General features: G+C 70.1%; 16 protein-coding genes. 7 read left to right on the forward strand and 9 right to left on the reverse strand.

Features of this window, described 5'->3' with window-relative positions:
- Positions 1 to 315 precede the first annotated feature (315 nt).
- Both ileS and J7E93_RS38070 read right to left on the reverse strand, forming a co-directional pair.
- Positions 316 to 3,459, reverse strand: coding sequence for an isoleucine--tRNA ligase (ileS, locus tag J7E93_RS17680; protein WP_215070507.1), 3,144 nt, complete (start codon positions 3,457 to 3,459; stop codon positions 316 to 318).
- A 541-nt stretch (positions 3,460 to 4,000) separates the two neighbouring features.
- Positions 4,001 to 4,654 carry a hypothetical protein gene (locus tag J7E93_RS38070; RefSeq protein WP_308368700.1) on the reverse strand — a complete coding sequence of 218 codons (654 nt, stop codon included), beginning with the start codon at positions 4,652 to 4,654 and terminating at the stop codon, positions 4,001 to 4,003.
- On the opposite strand from J7E93_RS38070, the gene J7E93_RS38075 reads away from it, so the two are divergent.
- From J7E93_RS38075 to J7E93_RS17705, 5 genes are all read left to right on the forward strand, one after another.
- Positions 4,611 to 5,186, forward strand: a complete 576-nt coding sequence (locus J7E93_RS38075) for a TraR/DksA C4-type zinc finger protein (protein WP_308368701.1) — start codon at positions 4,611 to 4,613, stop codon at positions 5,184 to 5,186. The two genes, J7E93_RS38070 and J7E93_RS38075, sit on opposite strands and share 44 nt — an antisense overlap.
- Positions 5,187 to 5,270: 84 nt before the next feature.
- A complete protein-coding gene (lspA, locus tag J7E93_RS17690; RefSeq protein WP_215070511.1) occupies positions 5,271 to 5,837 on the forward strand; it encodes a signal peptidase II in 567 nt (188 codons plus the stop codon).
- Positions 5,838 to 5,878: 41 nt separating this feature from the next.
- On the forward strand, positions 5,879 to 6,820 hold the full coding sequence (locus tag J7E93_RS17695) for an RluA family pseudouridine synthase (protein ID WP_215070513.1): 942 nt from the start codon (positions 5,879 to 5,881) through the stop codon (positions 6,818 to 6,820).
- The gene (locus J7E93_RS17700; protein WP_215070515.1) at positions 6,817 to 7,284 is read left to right on the forward strand and encodes a GNAT family N-acetyltransferase; all 468 of its coding nucleotides are present in this window, start codon (positions 6,817 to 6,819) and stop codon (positions 7,282 to 7,284) included. Before J7E93_RS17695 ends, J7E93_RS17700 begins: the two co-directional genes overlap by 4 nt.
- A gap of 206 nt (positions 7,285 to 7,490) precedes the next feature.
- Positions 7,491 to 9,077, forward strand: a complete 1,587-nt coding sequence (locus tag J7E93_RS17705) for a Na+/H+ antiporter (RefSeq protein WP_215070517.1) — start codon at positions 7,491 to 7,493, stop codon at positions 9,075 to 9,077.
- A 12-nt stretch (positions 9,078 to 9,089) separates the two neighbouring features.
- On the opposite strand, the gene J7E93_RS17710 is transcribed toward J7E93_RS17705, so the two are convergent.
- Positions 9,090 to 10,247, reverse strand: coding sequence for a mechanosensitive ion channel family protein (locus J7E93_RS17710; protein WP_215070519.1), 1,158 nt, complete (start codon positions 10,245 to 10,247; stop codon positions 9,090 to 9,092).
- Positions 10,248 to 10,294: 47 nt separating this feature from the next.
- On the opposite strand from J7E93_RS17710, the gene J7E93_RS17715 reads away from it, so the two are divergent.
- Positions 10,295 to 10,873 carry a dienelactone hydrolase family protein gene (locus J7E93_RS17715; RefSeq protein WP_215070521.1) on the forward strand — a complete coding sequence of 193 codons (579 nt, stop codon included), beginning with the start codon at positions 10,295 to 10,297 and terminating at the stop codon, positions 10,871 to 10,873.
- Between the two features lie 60 nt (positions 10,874 to 10,933).
- Here the strand turns inward: J7E93_RS17715 and J7E93_RS17720 are convergent, their stop codons facing one another.
- The 5 genes from J7E93_RS17720 to J7E93_RS17740 form a co-directional block, all read right to left on the reverse strand.
- Positions 10,934 to 11,896 (reverse strand): zinc metalloprotease, encoded by a 963-nt coding sequence (locus J7E93_RS17720; protein ID WP_251066687.1) that lies wholly within the window; start codon positions 11,894 to 11,896, stop codon positions 10,934 to 10,936.
- A gap of 325 nt (positions 11,897 to 12,221) precedes the next feature.
- The gene (locus J7E93_RS17725) at positions 12,222 to 13,871 is read right to left on the reverse strand and encodes an alkaline phosphatase (RefSeq protein WP_215070523.1); all 1,650 of its coding nucleotides are present in this window, start codon (positions 13,869 to 13,871) and stop codon (positions 12,222 to 12,224) included.
- 272 nt (positions 13,872 to 14,143) lie between these two features.
- Positions 14,144 to 14,959 (reverse strand): DsbA family protein, encoded by an 816-nt coding sequence (locus tag J7E93_RS17730; protein WP_215070525.1) that lies wholly within the window; start codon positions 14,957 to 14,959, stop codon positions 14,144 to 14,146.
- Between the two features lie 71 nt (positions 14,960 to 15,030).
- Positions 15,031 to 15,717: a hypothetical protein gene (locus J7E93_RS17735; protein WP_215070527.1), complete on the reverse strand. Its 687-nt coding sequence runs from the start codon at positions 15,715 to 15,717 to the stop codon at positions 15,031 to 15,033.
- A 63-nt stretch (positions 15,718 to 15,780) separates the two neighbouring features.
- Positions 15,781 to 17,106 (reverse strand): DUF2252 domain-containing protein, encoded by a 1,326-nt coding sequence (locus J7E93_RS17740; protein WP_215070529.1) that lies wholly within the window; start codon positions 17,104 to 17,106, stop codon positions 15,781 to 15,783.
- A gap of 224 nt (positions 17,107 to 17,330) precedes the next feature.
- On the opposite strand from J7E93_RS17740, the gene dnaE reads away from it, so the two are divergent.
- Positions 17,331 to 20,870 carry a DNA polymerase III subunit alpha gene (dnaE, locus tag J7E93_RS17745; protein WP_215070531.1) on the forward strand — a complete coding sequence of 1,180 codons (3,540 nt, stop codon included), beginning with the start codon at positions 17,331 to 17,333 and terminating at the stop codon, positions 20,868 to 20,870.
- Between the two features lie 134 nt (positions 20,871 to 21,004).
- Here dnaE and J7E93_RS17750 read toward each other — a convergent pair whose 3' ends face one another.
- Entirely contained in the window at positions 21,005 to 21,178 is a 174-nt protein-coding gene (locus tag J7E93_RS17750; protein WP_215070533.1) for a hypothetical protein, read from the reverse strand.
- Positions 21,179 to 21,361 lie beyond the last annotated feature (183 nt).

Genomic DNA, 21,361 nt, shown 5'->3' on the forward strand with positions numbered 1-21,361 from the left:
TGAGCGCGTAGCCGTCGGCAGGCTGAGGGCCGGGCCCGGGACGAAAGTCCTGGGCCCGGCCCTTTGTCGTGGGCGGGTGGCGCGAGGAAGGCGGGGCGGGCCCCCACTCGCCGGAGGGAGGACGACTCCATGAGCTGAGCTGAGCTGAGCCGAGCTGAGCCGGGCTGAGCCGGGTCGAGCGGAGCCGGGCTGACATGAGCCGAGCCGGGCCGGGCTGACATGAGCCGAGTCGGGCAGGGCCGCCGCCGTGGCGGGAGCCCGGGAAAGCGGAAGGCCCGCCACTGTGGGTGGCGGGCCTTCTCGGTTCCATGACGGTTACGCCTTGCGGAGGCGGAAGGTCAGGGACAGACCCTCGTCCGTGAAGGGGGCGCCGTAGGCGGCATCCGCTTCGCCCGACGCGAAGTCGGTGGCCAGCACCTCGTCCGCGATCAGGTCCCCGTGGTCCGCCAGGGCCGAGGCGACCTCGGCGTCCGTCGACGTCCATCGCAGGGCGATACGGTCCGCCACGTCCAAGCCGCTGTTCTTGCGGGCCTCCTGGATCAGCCGGATCGCGTCGCGTGCCAGGCCCGCCCGCCGGAGCTCCGGAGTGATCTCCAGGTCCAGGGCGACCGTCGCACCCGCGTCCGAGGCCACCGACCAGCCCTCCCGCGGGGTCTCCGTGATGATGACCTCCTCGGGGGTGACGGTGATCGTCTCGCCGTTCACGGTCAGCTCCGCGCTGCCCGTCCGCAGCGCGAGCGACAGCGCCGCCGCGTCCGCCGCCGCGACCGCCTTCGCCACGTCCTGGACGCCCTTGCCGAAGCGCTTGCCCAGCGCGCGGAAGTTCGCCTTCGCCGTGGTGTCGACCAGCGAGCCGCCGACCTCCGACAGCGAGGCCAGCGAGGAGACGTTCAGCTCCTCCGTGATCTGGGCCTGGAGCTCCGGCGAGAGGGCGGCGAAGCCCGTCGCCCCGACCAGGGCCCGGGAGAGCGGCTGGCGGGTCTTCACGCCCGACTCGGCGCGGGTCGCACGGCCGAGCTCGACCAGGCGGCGGACCAGCAGCATCTGCTGGGACAGCTCCGGGTCGATCGCGGACGCGTCGGCCTCGGGCCACGACGAGAGGTGGACCGACTCGGGGGCCTCCGGCGTCACCGGGACCACCAGGTCCTGCCAGACCCGCTCCGTGATGAACGGGGTCAGCGGGGCCATCAGGCGGGTGACGGTCTCCACGACATCGTGGAGGGTGCGCAGGGCCGCCTTGTCGCCCTGCCAGAACCGGCGGCGCGAACGACGCACGTACCAGTTCGACAGGTCGTCGACGAAGCCCGACAGCAGCTTGCCCGCGCGCTGGGTGTCGTAGGCCTCGAGGGACTCCGTCACCTGCTCCACGAGCGTGTTGAGCTCACTCAGCAGCCAGCGGTCCAGGACCGTGCGGTCGGCCGGCGCCGGGTCGGCGGCGGACGGCGCCCAGTTCGACGTACGGGCGTACAGCGCCTGGAAGGCGACCGTGTTCCAGTACGTCAGGAGGGTCTTGCGGACGACCTCCTGGATGGTGCCGTGGCCGACGCGGCGGGCCGCCCACGGGGAGCCGCCGGCCGCCATGAACCAGCGCACCGCGTCGGCGCCGTGCTGGTCCATCAGCGGGATCGGCTGCAGGATGTTGCCCAGGTGCTTGGACATCTTGCGGCCGTCCTCGGCGAGGATGTGACCCAGGCAGACCACGTTCTCGTAACTGGACTTGTCGAAGACGAGCGTGCCGACCGCCATCAGCGTGTAGAACCAGCCGCGCGTCTGGTCGATGGCCTCGGAGATGAACTGGGCCGGGTAGCGGGACTCGAAGAGTTCCTTGTTCTTGTACGGGTAGCCCCACTGCGCGAACGGCATCGAGCCCGAGTCGTACCAGGCGTCGATCACCTCCGGCACGCGCGTCGCCGTCTTCGAGCAGCCCTCCGCCGTGCAGGGGAAGGTGACGTCGTCGATGTACGGGCGGTGCGGGTCGAGCTCCGACTGGTCCGTGCCCGTCAGCTCGGTCAGCTCGGCGCGTGAGCCGACGCACGTGAGGTGGTCGTCCTCGCAGCGCCACAGCGGCAGCGGGGTGCCCCAGTAGCGGCTGCGGGAGAGCGCCCAGTCGATGTTGTTGTTCAGCCAGTCGCCGAAGCGGCCGTGCTTGACCGAGTCCGGGAACCAGTTGGTGTTCTCGTTCTCCTGGAGGAGACGGTCCTTCACGGCGGTCGTCCGGATGTACCAGGACGGCTGCGCGTAGTAGAGCAGGGCCGTGTGGCAGCGCCAGCAGTGCGGGTAGCTGTGCTCGTACGGGACGTGCTTGAAGAGCAGGCCGCGCGCGCCCAGGTCGGCGGTGAGGGCCTCGTCGGCCTTCTTGAAGAAGATGCCGCCGACCAGCGGCACGTCCTCCTCGAAGGTGCCGTCGGGGCGGACCGGGTTCACGACCGGGAGGCCGTAGGCGCGGCAGACCTTGAGGTCGTCCTCACCGAAGGCGGGGGACTGGTGGACCAGACCCGTACCGTCCTCGGTCGTCACGTAGTCGGCGTTGACGACGTAGTGCGCCTCGGAGGGGAAGTCGACGAGGGAGAACGGGCGCTCGTACGCCCAGCGCTCCATCTCGGCGCCCGTGAAGGTCTCGCCGGTGGTCACCCAGCCCTCGCCGAGCGCCTTCTCGACCAGCGGCGCGGCCACGACGAGCTTCTCCTCGCCGTCGGTCGCGACGACATAGGTGACCTCGGGGTGGGCCGCGACCGCCGTGTTGGAGACCAGCGTCCAGGGGGTCGTCGTCCAGACCAGGAGCGCGGCTTGGCCGGCGAGCGGGCCGGAGGTCAGCGGGAAGCGGACGAAGACGGACGGGTCGACGACCGTCTCGTAGCCCTGCGCCAGCTCGTGGTCGGAGAGGCCGGTGCCGCAGCGCGGGCACCAGGGGGCGACGCGGTGGTCCTGGACGAGCAGGCCCTTGTCGAAGATCTGCTTGAGCGACCACCAGACCGACTCGATGTACTCGGGGTCCATCGTCCGGTAGGCGTCGTCGAGGTCGACCCAGTAGCCCATCCGGGTCGTCAGCTCGGCGAACGCGTCGGTGTGGCGGGTCACGGACTCCCGGCACTTGTCGTTGAACTCGGCGATGCCGTACGCCTCGATGTCCTTCTTGCCGGCGAAGCCGAGTTCCTTCTCGACGGCCAGCTCGACCGGCAGGCCGTGGCAGTCCCAGCCGGCCTTGCGGGCGACGTGGTACCCGCGCATGGTCCGGAAGCGGGGGAAGACGTCCTTGAAGACGCGGGCCTCGATGTGGTGGGCGCCGGGCATGCCGTTCGCGGTGGGCGGGCCCTCGTAGAACACCCACTCGGGGCGGCCCTCGGACTGGGCGAGGGTCTTGGCGAAGACCTTGCTCTCGCGCCAGAAATCGAGCACGGCGTGCTCGAGCGCGGGCAGGTCGACCTGGGCGGGCACCTGGCGGTACTGCGGCGGTTTCATCGGCGACTTCCTCCGGCGGACTGCTTCGTTTCCGTCCGGAGGGACGAGAGCGCCGTGCTGCGCGGCTCCCGCGGTACCACCCTCCTTGGCCCCGGGCGTGTGCCCGTGGCCCCCTCATTGGGGTCGCGATGCCGGGTCTAATGGCCGCGGACTATGCCCGCGGCGTTCTTCCGGCGGCTCCGGGGTGATGCTTCACATCGGGCTCGCCCCCGGGCTCTCACCGTCCCCGGGTCGCTCATGGCTGCGTACGACGCTACTCGTCCCCATCCAAGCCTTTCGCTCCGCCCAGTGTACGGGGCGGGGAGCGGGTCGGCAGACCGCTTTTCGGGGGGCGGGCGGGGACGGCGGACGTGACCCGAATGGCCATACGGGCGCGATCGGACTTCGGACGGGCTCGGCGGGGCGGATTACGGGGCGGGGAGCTGGGCACAACGGAGGCAGGCTCGCCTTGCCGGGGGCATGGGCGGGTGCGAACGGCGGCGTGCCCCGTTGCCGCGGGCCTTGGGCCGATTTATCGTCCCAGCACGATTCGCGAGCAAGATCACAAAATGTGAAGGGGCCGCGACATGGTGGCGAAGAAGACCGCCGCGAAGAAGGCTCCGGCCGCCGGTTCCACCGGCAAGGGCGGGTCCGCCAAGGACGTGGCCGGCAAGAAGACGACGGTCGCGAAGAGGGCGGGTACGGCGGCGGCCCCGGCACGCAAGAGCACGGCAACGAAGATCACGGCAACGAAGAGCACGGCGAAGAGCACGACAACGAAGGGCACGGCGAAGAGCACGACAACGAAGGGCGCGGCGGCGACCAGCACGTCGGAGGCCGGCACGTCGGCGAGGAGAGCGGCGGCGAAGAGTACGGCCGGGAGCGCGGCGAAGGAGCCGGCCGCGAAGAAGGCGCCCGCGGGCAAGAAGGCCGCCGCCGGCAAGGCTCCCGCCAAGAAGGCACCGGCGGCGAAGAAGCAATCGGCGGCGAAGAAGGCGCCGGCCGGGAAGGAACCGGCCGCCAAGAAGGAACCGGCAGAGAAGGCGACCCCCGCCGGGAAGGTCGCCGTGAAGAAAGCCCCGGCGGGGAAAGCCGCGGCGAAGAAAACCCCGGCGAAGAAAGCCGTGGTGAAGAAAGCCCCGGCGGAGAAGGCCCCGGCGAAGAAAGCCGCGGTGAAGAAAGCCGTAGCCGCGAAGGCGGCCGCGGTTCCGGCCAAGAAGGCCACAGTCGAGAAGAAGGCCGCTTCCGCGGCGCAGGTGGAGCAGACAGGAGCCATGACGGTGGCAGCGAAGAAGACCGCGGGTGGCGTCACGACGGCCGAGGAAGAGGTCGCGGTTCCTCCGGCCCGTGCCGGAGACCTCGCCGTGCGCCCCGGCGAGGACCCCTGGACCCCGGAGGAGGTCGCCGAGGCGCGCGCCGGGCTGGAGAGCGAGGTGGTCAGGCTCCGGGCCGAGCTGCTCCACTCCCAGGAGGAGCTGACCGGTCTGATGCGGGACCCCGGGGACGGCGCGGGGCACGACGAGGCCGACACCGGCACCAAGAACATCACCCGTGAGCACGAGCTGGCCCTGGCCGCCAACGCCCGCGAGATGCTGGAGCAGACCGAGCACGCCCTGGAGCGGCTGGACGCGGGCACGTACGGCCTCTGCGAGGTCTGCGGCAAGCCCATCGGCAAGGCGCGCATGCAGGCGTTCCCGCGGGCCACACTGTGCGTCGAGGACAAGCAGAAGCAGGAGCGTCGCGGCTGAGAGCCCCGCCCCGGTCCCTGACGGTGCCGTACAGGTGTGCCGTACCCTCGTGCTCAGTCAGGCACCTAGCGTTGAGGGACTCACGTGACAGAGGCGGAGCGCATCATCGGTACGCCCGATTCAGAGGGGGCCGACGAGGCCGCCGCACCGGCCGAGCGGCCGAAGGGGAAGCGCAAGATCCTCGCGCTTCTCCTCGTGGCGCTGTTCGCGTACCTGCTCGACCTCGGCAGCAAGATGCTCGTGGTCGCCAAGCTGGAGGGCCACGAGCCGATCGAGGTCGTCGGGGACCTGCTGAGGTTCCACGCGATCCGGAACCCGGGCGCCGCCTTCGGCATGGGCGAGGCGTTCACGATCATCTTCACCTGTATCGCGGCGACGGTGATCGTCGTGATCGTGCGGCTGGCGCGCAAGCTCTACAGCACGTCGTGGGCGATCGCGCTCGGGCTGCTGCTCGGCGGTGCGCTGGGCAACCTCACCGACCGGATCTTCCGCTCGCCGGGCGTCTTCGAGGGAGCGGTCGTCGACTTCATCGCCCCCGCGCACTTCGCCGTCTTCAACCTCGCCGACTCGGCGATCGTCTGCGGCGGCTTCCTGATCGTGATCCTGTCCTTCCGCGGCCTGGACCCGGACGGAACCGTCCACAAGGACTGAGCGCGGGACGTGGTGTCCGCGGCACAAGGCATACTCGACGGGTGAGTACGAGTCCCGAGATCCGCACGCTGCCCGTTCCCGACGGCCTGGAGGGCGAGCGCGTCGACGCCGCCATCGCCCGTATGTTCGGGTTTTCCCGCACCAAGGCCGCCGAGCTGGCCGCCTCCGGGAAGGTCCAGGTCGACGGCGCCGTCGTCGGCAAGTCCGAGCGGGTCAGCGGTGGCGCTTGGCTCGAGGTCGAGATGCCCGGCGCCCCGGCGCCGGTGCAGATCGTCGCCGAGCCCGTCGAGGGCATGGAGATCGTCCACGACGACGACGACATCGTCGTGATCATGAAGCCGGTCGGTGTGGCCGCGCACCCCAGCCCCGGCTGGACCGGCACCACCGTCATCGGTGGCCTCGCCGCCGCCGGGTACCGCATCTCCACCTCAGGCGCCGCCGAGCGTCAGGGCATCGTCCACCGCCTGGACGTCGGCACGTCCGGGCTGATGGTCGTCGCCAAGTCGGAGCGGGCGTACACCCTGCTCAAGGCGCAGTTCAAGGAGCGGGTGGTCGACAAGCGCTACCACGCGCTGGTGCAGGGACACCCCGATCCGATGAGCGGCACGATCGACGCACCGATCGGGCGCCACCCCCAGCACGACTACAAGTGGGCCGTGACGGCCGAGGGCAAGCCCTCGGTGACGCACTACGACCTCATCGAGGCGTACCGGGCGGCCTCGCTGCTCGACATCAAGCTGGAGACCGGCCGTACGCACCAGATCCGGGTGCACATGTCGGCCCACCGCCACCCCTGCGTCGGCGACCTCACGTACGGGGCCGACCCGACCATGGCGAAGCGGCTGGGGCTGACCCGGCAGTGGCTGCACGCGGTCCGGCTCGGCTTCGAGCACCCCTCGGACGGGCAGTGGGTCGAGTTCGAGAGCACCTACCCGGCGGACCTGCGGAACGCGCTGGACAGGATCGCGGCGGAGAGCGAATGAGCACCGGGTTCTCGGTACGGGAGGCGGTGGGCCCCGAGGACCGCGAGGCGTGCTTCGCGGTCCGCAGGGATGTCTTCGTGGTCGAGCAGCGGGTCCCGCAGGAGATCGAGTACGACCGGTACGACGAGACGGCCGTGCACGTGCTGGCCGTCCGTGAGGACGGGCTGCCGCTCGGCACGGGCCGGCTCCTGCACGGCGCGGACGCGGCCGGCAAGACCGGCGGTGACGAGTCGGTGGGTTCGCTGGGACGGCTCGCCGTCGCCAAGGCTGCGCGCGGGCTCGGCGTCGGCGTGGCGCTCGTCCGCGCCATCGAGGACGCGGCCCGCGAGCGCGGCCTGAAGGCCGTGGACCTGCACGCCCAGACCCATGCCCTCGGCTTCTACGAACGCCTCGGCTACGAGGCGTACGGCCCGGAGTTCCCGGACGCGGGGATCCCGCACCGCGCCATGCGCCGCATGCTCTAGGGGTCTCGCCGATCGCGCCGGGGTCGTGCTTCCCGATCCGGCCTGATCGACAAGGCACCCCCACGAGTCCCGTGCCCCTGCTGCACGGCATGGCACGGCACGCCGCTCGCGAGCGGCGCCGCACGGCGGTTCGGTCCGATTCGCCCCGGCGTGGCAGGGTTGAGGCCCGACCGTCGACCGTGCCGCGAGGCCGGAAGGGCACACCAGTGGATCAATTGGCCCTGCTGTTCCTGCTGTTGCTCGGCGCGCTGCTCACCGTGCCGCTCGGGGACCGGCTCGGGCTGCCGGCTCCGGTGCTCATGACCCTCATCGGGATCGTGCTGGCGTTCCTGCCCTTCGTACCCAACGTCCAGATCCCGCCCGAGTACATCCTTCCGCTCGTCCTCCCGCCGCTCCTCTACGCCTCCGTGCAGCGCACGTCCTGGCGCCAGTTCGCGGCCAACAGGCGGCCCATCTTCCTGCTCGCCGTCGCTCTCGTCTTCGTCACCACCGCGGCCGTCGCCGCCGTGGCGAACGCCCTCCTCCCCGGTCTCCCGATCGCCGCCGCCGTCGCGCTCGGCGCGCTCGTCGCGCCGCCCGACCCGGTCGCCGCGACCGCCGTCGCCGGCTCCCTCGGGCTGCCGCGCCGCCTCGTCTCGATCCTGGAGGGCGAGGGCCTCTTCAACGACGTCACCGCGATCGTGCTCTACCACGTGGCGATCGGCGCGGCCGTCGGCGGCACCTTCTCCTGGGAGGGCGCGGGCGCCGAGCTGGTGCTCTCCGCCGTCGTGGCCGTCGCCGTGGGCCTCGCCCTCGGCTTGATCAGCAACAAGCTCATGGGCCTTCTCGGCGAGGCCACCCTGCAGACCGGTCTCACCCTGCTGGTGCCCTTCGTCGCCTACGTCCTCGCCGAGGAGCTCCGCGGCTCCGGCGTCCTCGCGGTGCTCGTCGTCGCCCTCTACCTCGCCGAACACGCCCTCGACGCCGACGACGTCATGGGCCGGCTCGCCGGGCAGACCTTCTGGCAGATCGTCGACACCCTTGTCACCGGCATCGCCTTCGGGCTCATCGGACTCGAACTCCACAACGTCTTCGGCACCGCCGACGGCCGGATGGGCGAGATGCTCGGCTGGGGCGCGGCGGTGGTGGGCGTGGTCGTCGGCGTCCGGCTGCTGTGGCTGCTCCCCGCCACCTGGCTGGCGAAGCGGCTGCACACCGGCCGCGACTACGCCGAGGAGATCCCCATGAGCTGGCGGGAGACCGTCGTCATGTGGTGGTCCGGGATGCGCGGGGTGGCCTCGGTGGCGCTGGCGCTCGCCATCCCGCTGCGTACGGAGGACGGTTCCCCCTTCCCCGGCCGGGACGAGATCGTCTTCGTCGCCTTCTGCGTGATCATGGCCACGCTGGTCTTCCAGGGCCTCACCCTGCCCTGGCTGGTGAAGCGGCTCGGCGTCCGCGCCGACGCGGACGCCGAGCGCGCCTTCGAACGCGATCTCGCCCTGCGCGCGGCGAAGGCGGCCAAGCGCAGGCTCAAGGAGATCGAGGACGTCGAGGAGCTGCCCGAGGAGGTCCAGGAGCGGCTGCTGCGCGGGGCCTTCGACATCGGTGCACGGATCAGTCCCGACATGCTGGACGAGGAGCGCAGAGCCGCGTTCGTCGAGCGGGCGGGGCGCTTCAAGGCCGTGCAGCGCATCCAGCGGGAGATGATGTCCGCCGCCCGGCACGAGGTGCTGGCGGCACGGAGCGAGCCGGGCGCCGACCCCGAGGTGGTCGACCGGGTGCTGCGGCACCTGGATGTCCGCAGCATGAGGTAACCCGTGACCCCCTCAGCCGCGGCCGGTACGCGGCGGCTCGTCGCCGTCCGTCCGGTACCCGGCCGCGTTGTTGCTGTGCACCTCGGCGGCCCGCGGCGGCGGGGCGTCGAACCGGCTCCGGGAATCCCGCGGCACGGGGGCGGCGTCCGACACCGCGACCCGGGGAAGGGCGTGCGGATGCTCCTCGGCCAGCCAGGCCACGAGCTGCTCCCTGACCGTGCACCGCACGGTCCACACGTCGTCCGCGTCCTTCGCCGTGACCACGGCGCGCACCTGGATCGTGCTGGGCGTGGTGTCCGTGACGGCCAGGCTCCAGTCGCGGCCGTCCCAGGACGGACACTCCGCCAGGATCTCCTTGAGCTTGTCGCGCATCAAGGCGACCGGCGCCGAGTGGTTCAGGTGCAGGAAGACCGTGCCGGTCATCTGGGCGCCGCCGCGGGACCAGTTCTCGAAGGGCTTGCTGGTGAAGTACGAGACCGGCATCGTGATGCGGCGCTCGTCCCAGGTCCGTACCGCGAGGAAGGTCAGGGTGACCTCCTCCACCACGCCCCACTCGCCGTCGACGACGACGGTGTCGCCGAGCCGCACCATGTCGCCGAAGGCGATCTGGAACCCGGCGAAGAGATTGCCGAGGGTGGACTGGGCCGCGATGCCCGCGACGATCCCGATGATGCCCGCGGAGGCGAGCATCGAGGTGCCGACGGTGCGCAGGGCCGGGAAGGTCAGCAGCATGGCCGCCACCGCGACCACGGCGACGACCGCCGTCACGATCCGCATGATCAGGGTGACCTGGGTGCGCACGCGGCGGACGCGGGCCGGGTCGCGGGTGGAGGAGGCGTACCGCGCGAAGCTCGACTCGACCACGGCCGCGGCGATGCGGGTCACCAGCCAGGCGCCGGAGCCGATGAGGACGAGCGAGAGGAACTGGCCTATTCCCGCCGCGTGGTCCTCGACGGTCCGCCACCGGGTCTCGCGGTAGGTGCCGCGCAGGACGGAGGTGAGCAGCACCGCCTGCAGGGGCAGCCGGCAGCGGCGCAGAAGTCCCCACAGCGGGGTGTCGTGGCGGTGGGCGTCGGCCCGGCGCAACAGCACGTCGGCGGCCCAGCCGGCCACCAGGGTGAGCAGTACCGATCCGCCGACGACGAGCAGGGGTCGCAGCGCGCTGTCCATGGACGTGAGGCCTCCGTGTCTCCGACTGGGTGAGCCCGGCTGGCAGGATGGTCCGCATGGACATTATGCTTTTCCACTCGACCTACGGTCTGCGTCCGGCGGTGGAGGCCGCGGCCGAGCGGCTGCGGGACGCCGGGCACCAGGTTCGCGTGCCCGACCTCTTCGGGGGGCAAACCGCGGAGACGGTCGAGGAGGGGATGGAGCTCCAGAAGTCGATCGGCAAGGAGGAGCTGCTGAAGCGGGCGGTCCTCGCCTCCGCGCCCTACTCGGAGCGCGGGCTCGTCTACGCCGGCTTCTCGTTCGGCGCCTCGGTCGCGCAGACCCTGGCCCTGGGTGACGAGAAGGCGCGCGGGCTGCTGCTGCTGCACGGCACCTCGGACATCGCCGAGAGCGCGTCGGTCGACGACCTTCCCGTACAGCTGCACATCGCCGACCCGGACCCCTTCGAGTCGCACGACTGGCTGACGTCCTGGTATCTGCGGATGGGGAAGGCGGGGGCCGATGTGGAGGTCTACCGCTACCCGGGCGCGGGGCACCTGTACACCGACCCGGACCTGCCGGACTGGGACGAGGCCGCCGCCGAGCGGACCTGGTCGATCGCCCTGGGGTTCCTGGAGAGTCTGTAGGACGCACGGAAGGGCGCGGCGGGGGCTCTCCCGCCGCGCCCTTCCTCAGACGATCCGGTGTCAGCCGGCGCGGTACGCGGTCCAGGCGTCGTTCATCCGCGTGACCTGGCCCACGGTGAACTGCGTCATGCACGCGTCGTACGTGTAGTCCATGAAGTTCTTGATCGGGTCCACACCGGGCTTGGACGCGCAGCTGTCACGTCCGACCGGGCACTCGTACGCCGGGCTCTTCTCGGCCGGCGTGTCGCTGACGTAGTCACCGTTTCCGTTGCAGCCGCCCTGGAACGTGTGGTACAGCCCCAGCCAGTGACCGACCTCGTGGGTGGCGGTGTCACCCTCGTCGTAGTTGGTCGCCGAGCCGCCCGGCAGCGAGGAGTCGAGGACGACGACACCGTCCATGGACGGGTTGGAGTTGTACGAGGACGGGAAGGTCGCCCAGCCGAGCAGGCCGCCGCCGAGGTTGGCGGTGTAGAAGTTCAGCGCGCCCGCGCCGCCCTTGCGGAGCGTCTGCTTCATCTGCTTCTCGGCGGTGGAGCCGGAGGTCAGGTTGTACCAGGTCGCGTTGTCCGTGTAATCGGTCGAGGCAAGGGTGAACTGGAAGTTGGTGTTCACGTTGCCGGTGCCCTGGCCGCCGTAGGCCGCGTTCAGGACGGACATCTGGTTGTTGATGTCGGTGGCGCTGAGCTTGCCCGTGGTGCCGCTGTGGACGACGTGGAAGTAGACCGGGATGTTCACCACGGCGGCGGTGGCGTTCATGCCGCTCGCGCGGGCCGAGTCCAGTCTCTTCTTCAGGTCCGCGTCCATGGCCTTGGCCTGGGCGGCGGAGACCTCGTTCGGCTCGTGGCCGTGCTCGTCGGCGCCGCGGGACTTACGGGCGCCGGAGAGGACGTCCGTACCGTCCGCGCACTCCTCGGCGGAGAGGCCGGCGGCGGACGTGGTGACCGGGGCGGCCGACGGGGCGGAGAGCGGGGCCAGGGCCAGGGTTCCGGCCATGACGGCGGTGCCGAGCATACGACGTGACATACGCGGCGATATACGGGTAAGAGCACGCATGGTGACTCCTCGCGGGGGGTTGTGGAGAGGAACTTCCTCGCCACCGCGGGGAGATTACGGGTCCATGTCAGACGTTGATGAGGATCGATCAAGCCCAATCATTCGTCGGGCAAATGGGGACATCGAGAAGAAAAACTTGTGCGCGTTCCGGAGTTTGAGACGTGGACGTAACGAACGGAGGGCCGAAGGCGGGTGGTGTGTCCGGATTCGATCTCTCGAATCGGCCACCCGCCCCGGCGATGTGATCTTCCGTTAACAAACTTGATCATGGCCGAATGTCGACCATGAGGTCACGTCAGTGAACCGGCTGGTACACCCGCTCGACACGCTGCGTTCCGCTGAGCGTCCGGTACGAGCGGGCCCAGGCGGTCGTGGCGTCCGCCCTCGCCTTGTCGGAGACCGTGTAGTAGTCCATCTGAGAGCGCTCCGCGGTCACGTCGAGCACGCCGTAGCCGTGGTGGTCCATGTCCACCCACTTCACATGGCGGTTGGCGGCCTTGACCGCTCCGGCCGCCACCACCGAGACCGTGCCCGGCGCCACATGGAGGATGTCGTCGAGGTTGTCCGAGGTCACCGAGGTCACCACGAACTCGGTCGCGGCCGACGGCGACAGCGGATACGTCGCCGCCTTCACCGGTACGTCGTTGGCCCAGGCCATGTGGATGTCACCGGTCAGGAAGACGGTGTTCCGGACCGATCGCCCGGTCAGATGATCGAGCAGCTCCCTGCGGTCGTCCGTGTACCCGTCCCACTGGTCGACGTTGACCGCCAGCCCCTCCTTCGGCAGGCCGAGCAACTCGGCCAGCGGAGCGAGCAGATGGGCCGGCAGGGCGCCGAAGGCGACCGGCGAGATCATCACCGAGGTGCCGACCAGCTTCCAGGTCGCGTCGGAGCCCGCGAGGCCCGACTTCAGCCAGTCCAGCTGGGCACGGCCGGTGAGCGTGCGCTCCGGGTCGTCGACCGCGCCGTTGCCGATGCCCGCCTGCTGGGAGCGGAAGGACCGCAGGTCCAGCAGGTGCAGATCGGCCAGCTTGCCGAAGCGCAGCCTCCGGTAGACCGTGCCCTCGGTCGAGGCGCGGACCGGCATCCACTCGAAGTACGCCTGCTTGGCGGCGGCGACCCGGGCCGCCCACTCGCCCTCGGCGCCCGGCGTGTGGTTCTCCGCCCCGCCCGACCAGGCGTCGTTGGCGAACTCGTGGTCGTCCCAGATCGCGATCACCGGATGCGCGGCGTGCAGCGCCTGCAGGTCGGCGTCCGTCTTGTACTTGCCGTGCCGCGTGCGGTAGTCGGAGAGCGAGACGATCTCGTGGGCCGGCTCGTGCGGCCGGACGGTGTACTTCGCCGCGGGATAGCCGCCGGTGGCGTACTCGTAGAGGTAGTCGCCGAGGTGCAGGACGGCGTCCAGGTCCGCGCGGGCCGCGAGGTGACGGTAGGCGGAGAAGTAGCCGGACTCCCAGTTGGCGCAGGAGACGACGCCGAAACGGATGCCGGGTGTGGCGGCGTCGGTGGCCGGAGCGGTGCGGGTGCGGCCGACGGAGGAGACGGTGGTGCCGACCGTGAAGCGGTACCAATAGGTGGTCGAGGGGCGCAGGCCCCGCACGTCCACCTTGACGGTGTGGTCGGACGCGGCGGTCGCGGTGGTGGCCCCGCGGGCCACGGTCCGGGCGAAGGCGCGGTCCTCGGCGATCTCCCAGCCGACCGCGGCATCGGCTCCCCGCCGGGAACCGGGAACCGCGTCGGGGGTGGGAGTGACGCGCGTCCAGAGCAGGACGCCGTCGGGCAGCGGGTCGCCGGAGGCGACGCCGTGGAGGAATGCGGGGGCCTCGGTGCCCGCGAGGGCGGGGGAGGCCGTGCCCACCAGCGCCGGGGTGGCGACGGCCGTGACGGCTGCGGCCTTCACGACCGTACGGCGGGTGGGGGCAGAGGATATGAGTCGACTGGTCACGGCCAGTCAGATTACTGATCAGTATGACGAACAGGCAGGCGAAAACCGGAAAGTTCGCGGCCCGGACGTCAGGAGCCACCGGAAGTCCGCCTGGTGAGTCCGGAGCCCCCGGGAGTCCGCCGGTCCCGGAAGTCCGCCGGCCCCGTGAGTCCACAGCCCCCGGGAGTCCGCCGGTCCCGGAAGTCCGCCGGCCCCGTGAGTCCACAGCCCCCGGGAGTCCGCCGGCCCCGGGTGAGGCGGGCTCACCGGGGGCCGGGGACTCCGGACACCTCTCAGCCCTTGAGCGCCGGGGTGATGGCGGCGTTGAACTCCTCCACCGACATCGGCGGGCTGTCGGTGCCCTTGGCGGTCAGCGTCTTGCCGTCCATCTTCAGCGTCGGCGTCCCCGTCACGCCGCTGGCGTCGAAGGCCGCGGACATCTTCATCGCCCAGGCGTCGAAGGTGCCGTTCTCCACGTTCTTCTTGAACGCCGCGTTGCCCTTCAGCGCCGGGACCGAGTTCGCGACCTCCAGCAGGTAGGAGTCCTTGGCGAACTTGTCCTGGCTCTCCTCCGGGTGGAACTGCGGGGAGTAGAGCGCCGCCTTGTACTTCATGAACGCCTCGGGGCTCACATCGAGCGCCGCGCCGAGGGCGGACAGGGCGTTCTTCGACCCCTCGCCCTGGGTGGCGTTGTCGATGAAGGTCGCACCGATGTACTTGATCTTGTACTTGCCGGCCTCGACGTCCTTCTCGACCGTCGCGCCGACCTGCTGCTCGAACGTCGCGCAGACCGGGCAGCGCGAGTCCTCGTACAGCTCCAGCGTCTTCTTCGCGATCGGCTTGCCGATGACCACCGTCGTGCCGTTCGTGCCCTCGGTGTTCTTGGGCGCGGTGACGTTCGACTCCTTGGCCATCGCCTCCCAGTGGGACGGCTTGTTGGCCTGGACGACGGCGTAACCGATGCCGCCGGCGACCGCCAGAACGGCGACGGCCGAGACACCGACGATCACCTGGCGGCGGGCCTTGTCCTTCTTGGCCTGGCGCTCGCGCTCGATGCGCAGCCGCTCGCGGGCGGCCGCCTTGTTGGCCTGGCTGTTGCGTGCACTCATGGTCGTGATCTCCGTGGGACGAACCGACGCGCGGGGGCGTCGGAGGCAGAAAGGGAAGGAAGCTGCGGTGCTCAGACGAGGGCGAAGCCCGAGCGCGGCGGTCCCCGCCGTCCGACGGAGTGCACGAGAAGACGGGTACGGGACCGGCGCGGCCGCTCCGAAGGACGCCCTCCGCGCCCCCGCGCCGGGCGCGGGGCGCCGCACAGCGCGGACAGGAGCAGCAGCGGCCGGAACGCGAACGCCGCCACCGCGCCGATCAGCCGGGCCAGCGCCCGCTCGCCGTGGAGCAGCCAGGCCGCCGCGCACAGCCCCACCGACACATGGGCCGCGAGCAGCAGCCACGGCAGGGCCGGGTCGGAGGAGTTCAGCAGCGCCACCGCGCCCCCGTGCTCGGGGACGGCCACCCCCGGAAGCGGGGCGCCGATCGCGCCGCCGCACAGCACGTCCACGCCCACCGCGCGCAGCGATCCGGCGACCGGTCCGCCGGACGGGCCGTAACAGACCGTCTGGCCGGTCGTGAAGACCGTGTCGGCCGCCAGCTCCAGCGGCACGAGCAGCCCGGCGATCGGGCCGAAGCCGCGCTCGCGGCCGGCCAGCGCGTACGCCACGGCGAACACGCCGGCCGAGAGGAGCCCCACCGTCAGCAGCGGCAGCGGCACCCGGGAGAGCAGCACATGGGAGCCGGCGGACAGCGTCACGACCAGTGCCGTGAAGAGCGCCGCCCGCAGCCCCCTGAGCCGCGTCCCTGATATGTCCATAGCGCTGGAGAGTGTGCCATGCCTTCCTGTAGGACCCCTCTGAAGGGGCGCCCCTGGACCGGCCTACAGGCCGGGGATCCGGCCGTTGCGGAACAGGTCGACGAAGATCTGGTGGTCGGCACGCGCGCGTGCGCCGTAACGGTGCGCGAAGTCGACGAGCAGCTCCGCGAAGCCCTCCTCGTCGGCCGCGATGGCCGCGTCGATGGCCCGCTCGGTCGAGAACGGCACCAGGGAGTGGCCGCTTGAGTCGTCCGCGGCCGCGTGCATCGTCGCCGTCGCCCGGCCGAGGTCGGCCACGGTCGCAGCGATCTCCTCCGAGTCGTCGATGTCCGACCAGTCCAGGTCCACCGCGTACGGCGAGACCTCCGCGACCAGCTGCCCCGAGCCGTCGAGCTCGGTCCAGCCCAGCCACGGGTCCGCGTGCGCCTGCAGCGCCCGCTGGGAGATGACCGTGCGGTGGCCCTCGTGCTGGAAGTACTCCCGTACCGCCGCGTCCGTCACATGGCGCGACACCGCCGGGGTCTGCGCCTGCTTGAGGTAGATCACGACGTCGTTCTCGAGGGCGTCGCTGTTGCCCTCCAGAAGGATGTTGTACGAGGGGAGGCCGGCCGAGCCGATGCCGACGCCCCGCCGTCCGACCACGTCCTTGACCCGGTACGAGTCCGGGCGGGTCAGGCTCGACTCCGGCAGGGTCTCCAGGTAGCCGTCGAAGGCCGCCAGGACCTTGTAGCGGGTGGCCGCGTCCAGCTCGATGGCGCCGCCGCCCGAGGAGAAGCGGCGCTCGAAGTCGCGGATCTCGGTCATCGAGTCCAGGAGCCCGAAGCGGGTCATGCCGCGGGCGTCGCGCAGGGCGTCCAGGAGCGGCCCCTCGGCCGTGTCCAGGGTGAAGGGCGGGACCTCGTCGTCCTTGGCGCCGGTCGCCAGGGCGTGGATGCGCTCCCGGTAGGCGGCGGCGTAGATCCGTACCAGCTCCGTGATCTGCTCGTCACCGAGCGCCTTGGTGTAGCCGATCAGCGCGAGGGAGGCGGAGAGCCGCTTGAGGTCCCAGGTGAAGGGGCCGACGTACGCCTCGTCGAAGTCGTTGACGTTGAAGATCAGCCGACCGGTGGCGTCCATGTACGTGCCGAAGTTCTCGGCGTGCAGGTCGCCGTGGATCCAGACCCGGCCGGTCCGCTCGTCCAGGTACGGCCCGCCGTGGCGCTCCCGCTCCAGGTCCGCGTAGAACAGGCAGGCCGTGCCCCGGTAGAAGGCGAAGGCGGAGGCGGCCATCTTGCGGAACTTGACCCGGAAGGCGGCCGGGTCGGCGGCGAGGAGCTCACCGAAGGCGGTGTCGAAGACGGCGAGGATCTGCTCACCGCGCTCGGCGGCGGTGGGCTGGGGGACCGACATCGGTGGGTGCCTCCTGGTACGGGCTGTGGCGCAAAATGGTGCATGACAAAAAGGACGCGTGTTTCCGTGTCCTCAACGCGCGACCGTACTCCGGAGTGCCCACCCGTCGCCCGGCCGGCGCCCCCACTGGAGGGCTCCGCCCCGCAGTGTTCCACTCCGGGTTGTCAGTGGGGAGACGTAGACTTCCACGCTGTCCCCCCAGACTGTTTTGGAGGCCTTCCGCCGTGACCAAGCCGCCCTTCACGCACCTTCACGTCCACACCCAGTACTCCCTGCTGGACGGTGCCGCGCGGCTCAAGGACATGTTCGAGGCGTGCAACGAGATGGGCATGTCCCACATCGCCATGTCCGACCACGGCAACCTCCACGGGGCGTACGACTTCTTCCACTCCGCGAAGAAGGCCGGCGTGACGCCGATCATCGGCATCGAGGCCTACGTCGCACCCGAGTCCCGGCGCAACAAGCGGAAGATCCAGTGGGGCCAGCCGCACCAGAAGAAGGACGACGTCTCCGGTTCGGGTGGTTACACCCACAAGACGATCTGGGCGGCCAACGCGACGGGGCTGCACAACCTCTTCAAGCTCTCCTCCGACGCCTACGCCGAGGGCTGGCTGCAGAAGTGGCCCCGGATGGACAAGGAGACCATCTCCCAGTGGTCCGAGGGGCTGATCGCCTCCACCGGCTGCCCCTCCGGCGAGCTGCAGACCCGGCTGCGCCTCGGCCAGTTCGACGAGGCCCTGAAGTCCGCCTCCGAGTACCAGGACATCTTCGGCAAGGACCGGTACTTCCTGGAGCTGATGGACCACGGCATCGAGATCGAGCGCCGGGTCCGTGACGGGCTCCTGGAGATCGGCAAGAAGCTCGGCATCCCCCCGCTGGTCACCAACGACTCGCACTACACGTACGCGCACGAGGCCGGCGCCCACGACGCCCTGCTGTGCATCCAGACCGGCAAGAACCTCTCCGACCCGGACCGCTTCAAGTTCGACGGCACCGGCTACTACCTGAAGTCGACGGACGAGATGTACGCCATCGACTCCTCCGACGCCTGGCAGGAAGGCTGCGCCAACACGCAGCTGGTCGCCGACCAGATCGACACCAGCGGCATGTTCGAGGCCAAGAACCTCATGCCGAAGTTCGACATCCCCGAGGGCTACACCGAGGTCACCTGGTTCCGCGAGGAGACCATGCGCGGTATGCACCGGCGCTTCCCCGGCGGCATCCCCGACGACCGGATGCGGCAGGCCGAGTACGAGATGGACACGATCATCTCGATGGGCTTCCCCGGCTACTTCCTCGTCGTCGCCGACTTCATCATGTGGGCCAAGAAGCAGGGCATCGCCGTCGGCCCCGGCCGAGGCTCCGCGGCCGGCTCGATCGTCGCCTACGCCCTGGGCATCACCGACCTCGACCCGATCCCGCACGGCCTGATCTTCGAGCGCTTCCTCAACCCCGAGCGCATCTCGATGCCCGATGTCGACATCGACTTCGACGAGCGTCGGCGCGTCGAGGTCATCCGGTACGTGACGGAGAAGTACGGCTCCGACAAGGTCGCCATGATCGGCACGTACGGCAAGATCAAGGCGAAGAACGCGATCAAGGACTCCGCCCGCGTCCTCGGCTACCCGTACGCCATGGGCGACCGGCTCACAAAGGCCATGCCCGCCGACGTCCTCGGCAAGGGCATCGACCTCAACGGCATCACCGACCCCTCCCACCCGCGCTACAGCGAGGCGGGCGAGATCCGGGCGATGTACGAGAACGAGCCGGACGTGAAGAAGGTCATCGACACCGCCAGGGGCGTCGAGGGCCTGGTCCGGCAGATGGGCGTCCACGCGGCCGGCGTGATCATGTCCAGCGAGCCCATCGTCGACCACGCCCCGATCTGGGTGCGGCACACGGACGGCGTGACCATCACGCAGTGGGACTACCCGCAGTGCGAGTCGCTCGGCCTGCTCAAGATGGACTTCCTGGGCCTGCGGAACCTGACCATCATGGACGACGCCGTCAAGATGGTGAAGGCCAACAAGGGCATCGACCTCGACCTGCTGGCGCTGCCGCTGGACGATCCCAAGACCTTCGAACTGCTCCAGCGCGGTGAGACCCTCGGTGTCTTCCAGTTCGACGGCGGCCCCATGCGCTCGCTGCTGCGGCTGATGAAGCCCGACAACTTCGAGGACATCTCCGCCGTCTCGGCCCTGTACCGCCCGGGCCCGATGGGCATGAACTCCCACACGAACTACGCGCTGCGCAAGAACAAGCAGCAGGAGATCACGCCGATCCACCCGGAGCTGGAGGAGCCGCTCAGGGAGGTCCTGGACGTCACCTACGGCCTGATCGTGTACCAGGAGCAGGTGCAGAAGGCCGCCCAGATCATCGCCGGGTACTCCCTCGGCGAGGCCGACATCCTCCGCCGCGTGATGGGCAAGAAGAAGCCCGAGGAGCTGGCGAAGAACTTCGTCCTCTTCCAGAAGGGCGCCCGGGACAAGGGGTACAGCGACGAGGCCGTCCAGGCCCTGTGGGACGTCCTGGTCCCCTTCGCCGGCTACGCCTTCAACAAGGCCCACTCCGCCGCGTACGGTCTGGTCTCGTACTGGACCGCGTATCTCAAGGCCAACCACCCCGCCGAGTACATGGCGGGGCTGCTCACCTCGGTCAAGGACGACAAGGACAAGTCCGCGGTCTACCTCAACGAGTGCCGCCGCATGGGCATCAGGGTCCTGCCGCCCAATGTGAACGAGTCCGAGTCGAACTTCGCCGCCCAGGGCGACGACGTGATCCTCTTCGGCCTCTCCGCCGTCCGCAACGTCGGTACCAACGTCGTCGATTCGATCATCAAGACCCGCAAGGCGAAGGGGAAGTACTCCTCCTTCCCCGACTTCCTCGACAAGGTCGAGGCGGTCGTCTGCAACAAGCGGACCATCGAGTCGCTGATCAAGGCCGGTGCCTTCGACGAGATGGGCCACACCCGCAAGGGGCTCGTCGCCCACCACGAACCCATGATCGACAACGTGGTGGCGGTCAAGCGCAAGGAGGCCGAGGGACAGTTCGACCTCTTCGGCGGCATGAGCGACGAGGCCGGCGACGAGCCGGGCTTCGGCCTCGACGTCGAGTTCTCCGACGTCGAGTGGGAGAAGTCCTACCTGCTCGCCCAGGAGCGCGAGATGCTCGGCCTCTACGTCTCCGACCACCCGCTCTTCGGTATCGAGCACGTCTTGTCCGACAAGACGGACGCGGCGATCTCCCAGCTCACCGGCGGCGAGCACAGCGACGGCGCGGTCGTCACCATCGGCGGCATCATCTCCGGGCTCCAGCGCAAGATGACCAAGCAGGGCAACGCCTGGGCGATCGCCACCGTCGAGGACCTGGCCGGCTCCATCGAGTGCATGTTCTTCCCGGCCACGTACCAGCTGGTCTCCACCCAGCTCGTCGAGGACACGGTCGTCTTCGTGAAGGGACGGCTCGACAAGCGTGAGGACGTGCCCCGGCTGGTCGCCATGGAGCTGATGGTCCCCGACCTGTCGAACGCCGGGACCAACGCGCCCGTCGTGCTGACCATCCCGACGGTGAAGGTCACCCCGCCCATGATCAGCCGGCTCGGCGAGATCCTCGGCCACCACAAGGGCAACACCGAGGTACGGATCAAGCTCCAGGGCCCGCGGAAGACGACCGTCCTGCGACTCGACCGCCACCGGGTCCAGCCCGACCCGGCGCTCTTCGGCGATCTGAAGGTGCTGCTCGGCCCGTCCTGCCTGGCGGGCTAGCCGCACGCACGCGGAAGCCGCACCCACGCGGAAGCCGCACGCGGACGAAGCCGTTACGCGCACGGAAGCCGCACGCACGCGGAAGGGGCGCGCCCGTCGTCACGGGCGCGCCCCTTGCCGTTACGGCCGCAGCGTCAGTTGTGGCCGAAGCGCTTCTGCCTGCCCTTGCGGGCCATATCGCCTGGGGTCACCTGCGACGTGCGCTGCTCGGTCTGGGACTCCATCGCGGACTGCTGCGCCTGCTGGGTGCCACGCTCCGCCGGCGACTGCTGCTTCTGGCTGCGGGTCTGGTTCTTGTTCTTGGCCATGGTGATGCCTCCTCAGGGGAATCTCGGGGCCAGGGCCGCTGCCAGACTCACATACCGCCTGAACCGCCGCATTTTGGATCATTACGGACGGTGAGCGTCGGGGAGCGTGACATTCGCCACGCCGATGATCGAGTTCCGGCCGTCAACCCCCCGGCGGTCGGGCAGACTCGAAGGAATTCGAAG

It is taken from the genome of Streptomyces sp. ISL-36, assembly GCF_018614205.1.
Taxonomy (GTDB): Bacteria; Actinomycetota; Actinomycetes; order Streptomycetales; family Streptomycetaceae; genus Streptomyces.

Bases quoted from the DNA above. Each gene is read 5' to 3' on its own strand.
- ileS (WP_215070507.1), bottom strand. From the start codon at position 3,459: ATGAAACCGCCGCAGTACCGCCAGGTGCCCGCCCAGGTCGACCTGCCC.
- J7E93_RS17700 (WP_215070515.1), top strand. From the start codon at position 6,817: ATGAGCACCGGGTTCTCGGTACGGGAGGCGGTGGGCCCCGAGGACCGC.
- J7E93_RS17710 (WP_215070519.1), bottom strand. From the start codon at position 10,247: ATGGACAGCGCGCTGCGACCCCTGCTCGTCGTCGGCGGATCGGTACTG.
- J7E93_RS17715 (WP_215070521.1), top strand. From the start codon at position 10,295: ATGGTCCGCATGGACATTATGCTTTTCCACTCGACCTACGGTCTGCGT.
- J7E93_RS17720 (WP_251066687.1), bottom strand. From the start codon at position 11,896: ATGTCACGTCGTATGCTCGGCACCGCCGTCATGGCCGGAACCCTGGCC.
- J7E93_RS17730 (WP_215070525.1), bottom strand. From the start codon at position 14,959: ATGAGTGCACGCAACAGCCAGGCCAACAAGGCGGCCGCCCGCGAGCGG.
- J7E93_RS17735 (WP_215070527.1), bottom strand. From the start codon at position 15,717: ATGGACATATCAGGGACGCGGCTCAGGGGGCTGCGGGCGGCGCTCTTC.
- J7E93_RS17740 (WP_215070529.1), bottom strand. From the start codon at position 17,106: ATGTCGGTCCCCCAGCCCACCGCCGCCGAGCGCGGTGAGCAGATCCTC.
- J7E93_RS17750 (WP_215070533.1), bottom strand. From the start codon at position 21,178: ATGGCCAAGAACAAGAACCAGACCCGCAGCCAGAAGCAGCAGTCGCCG.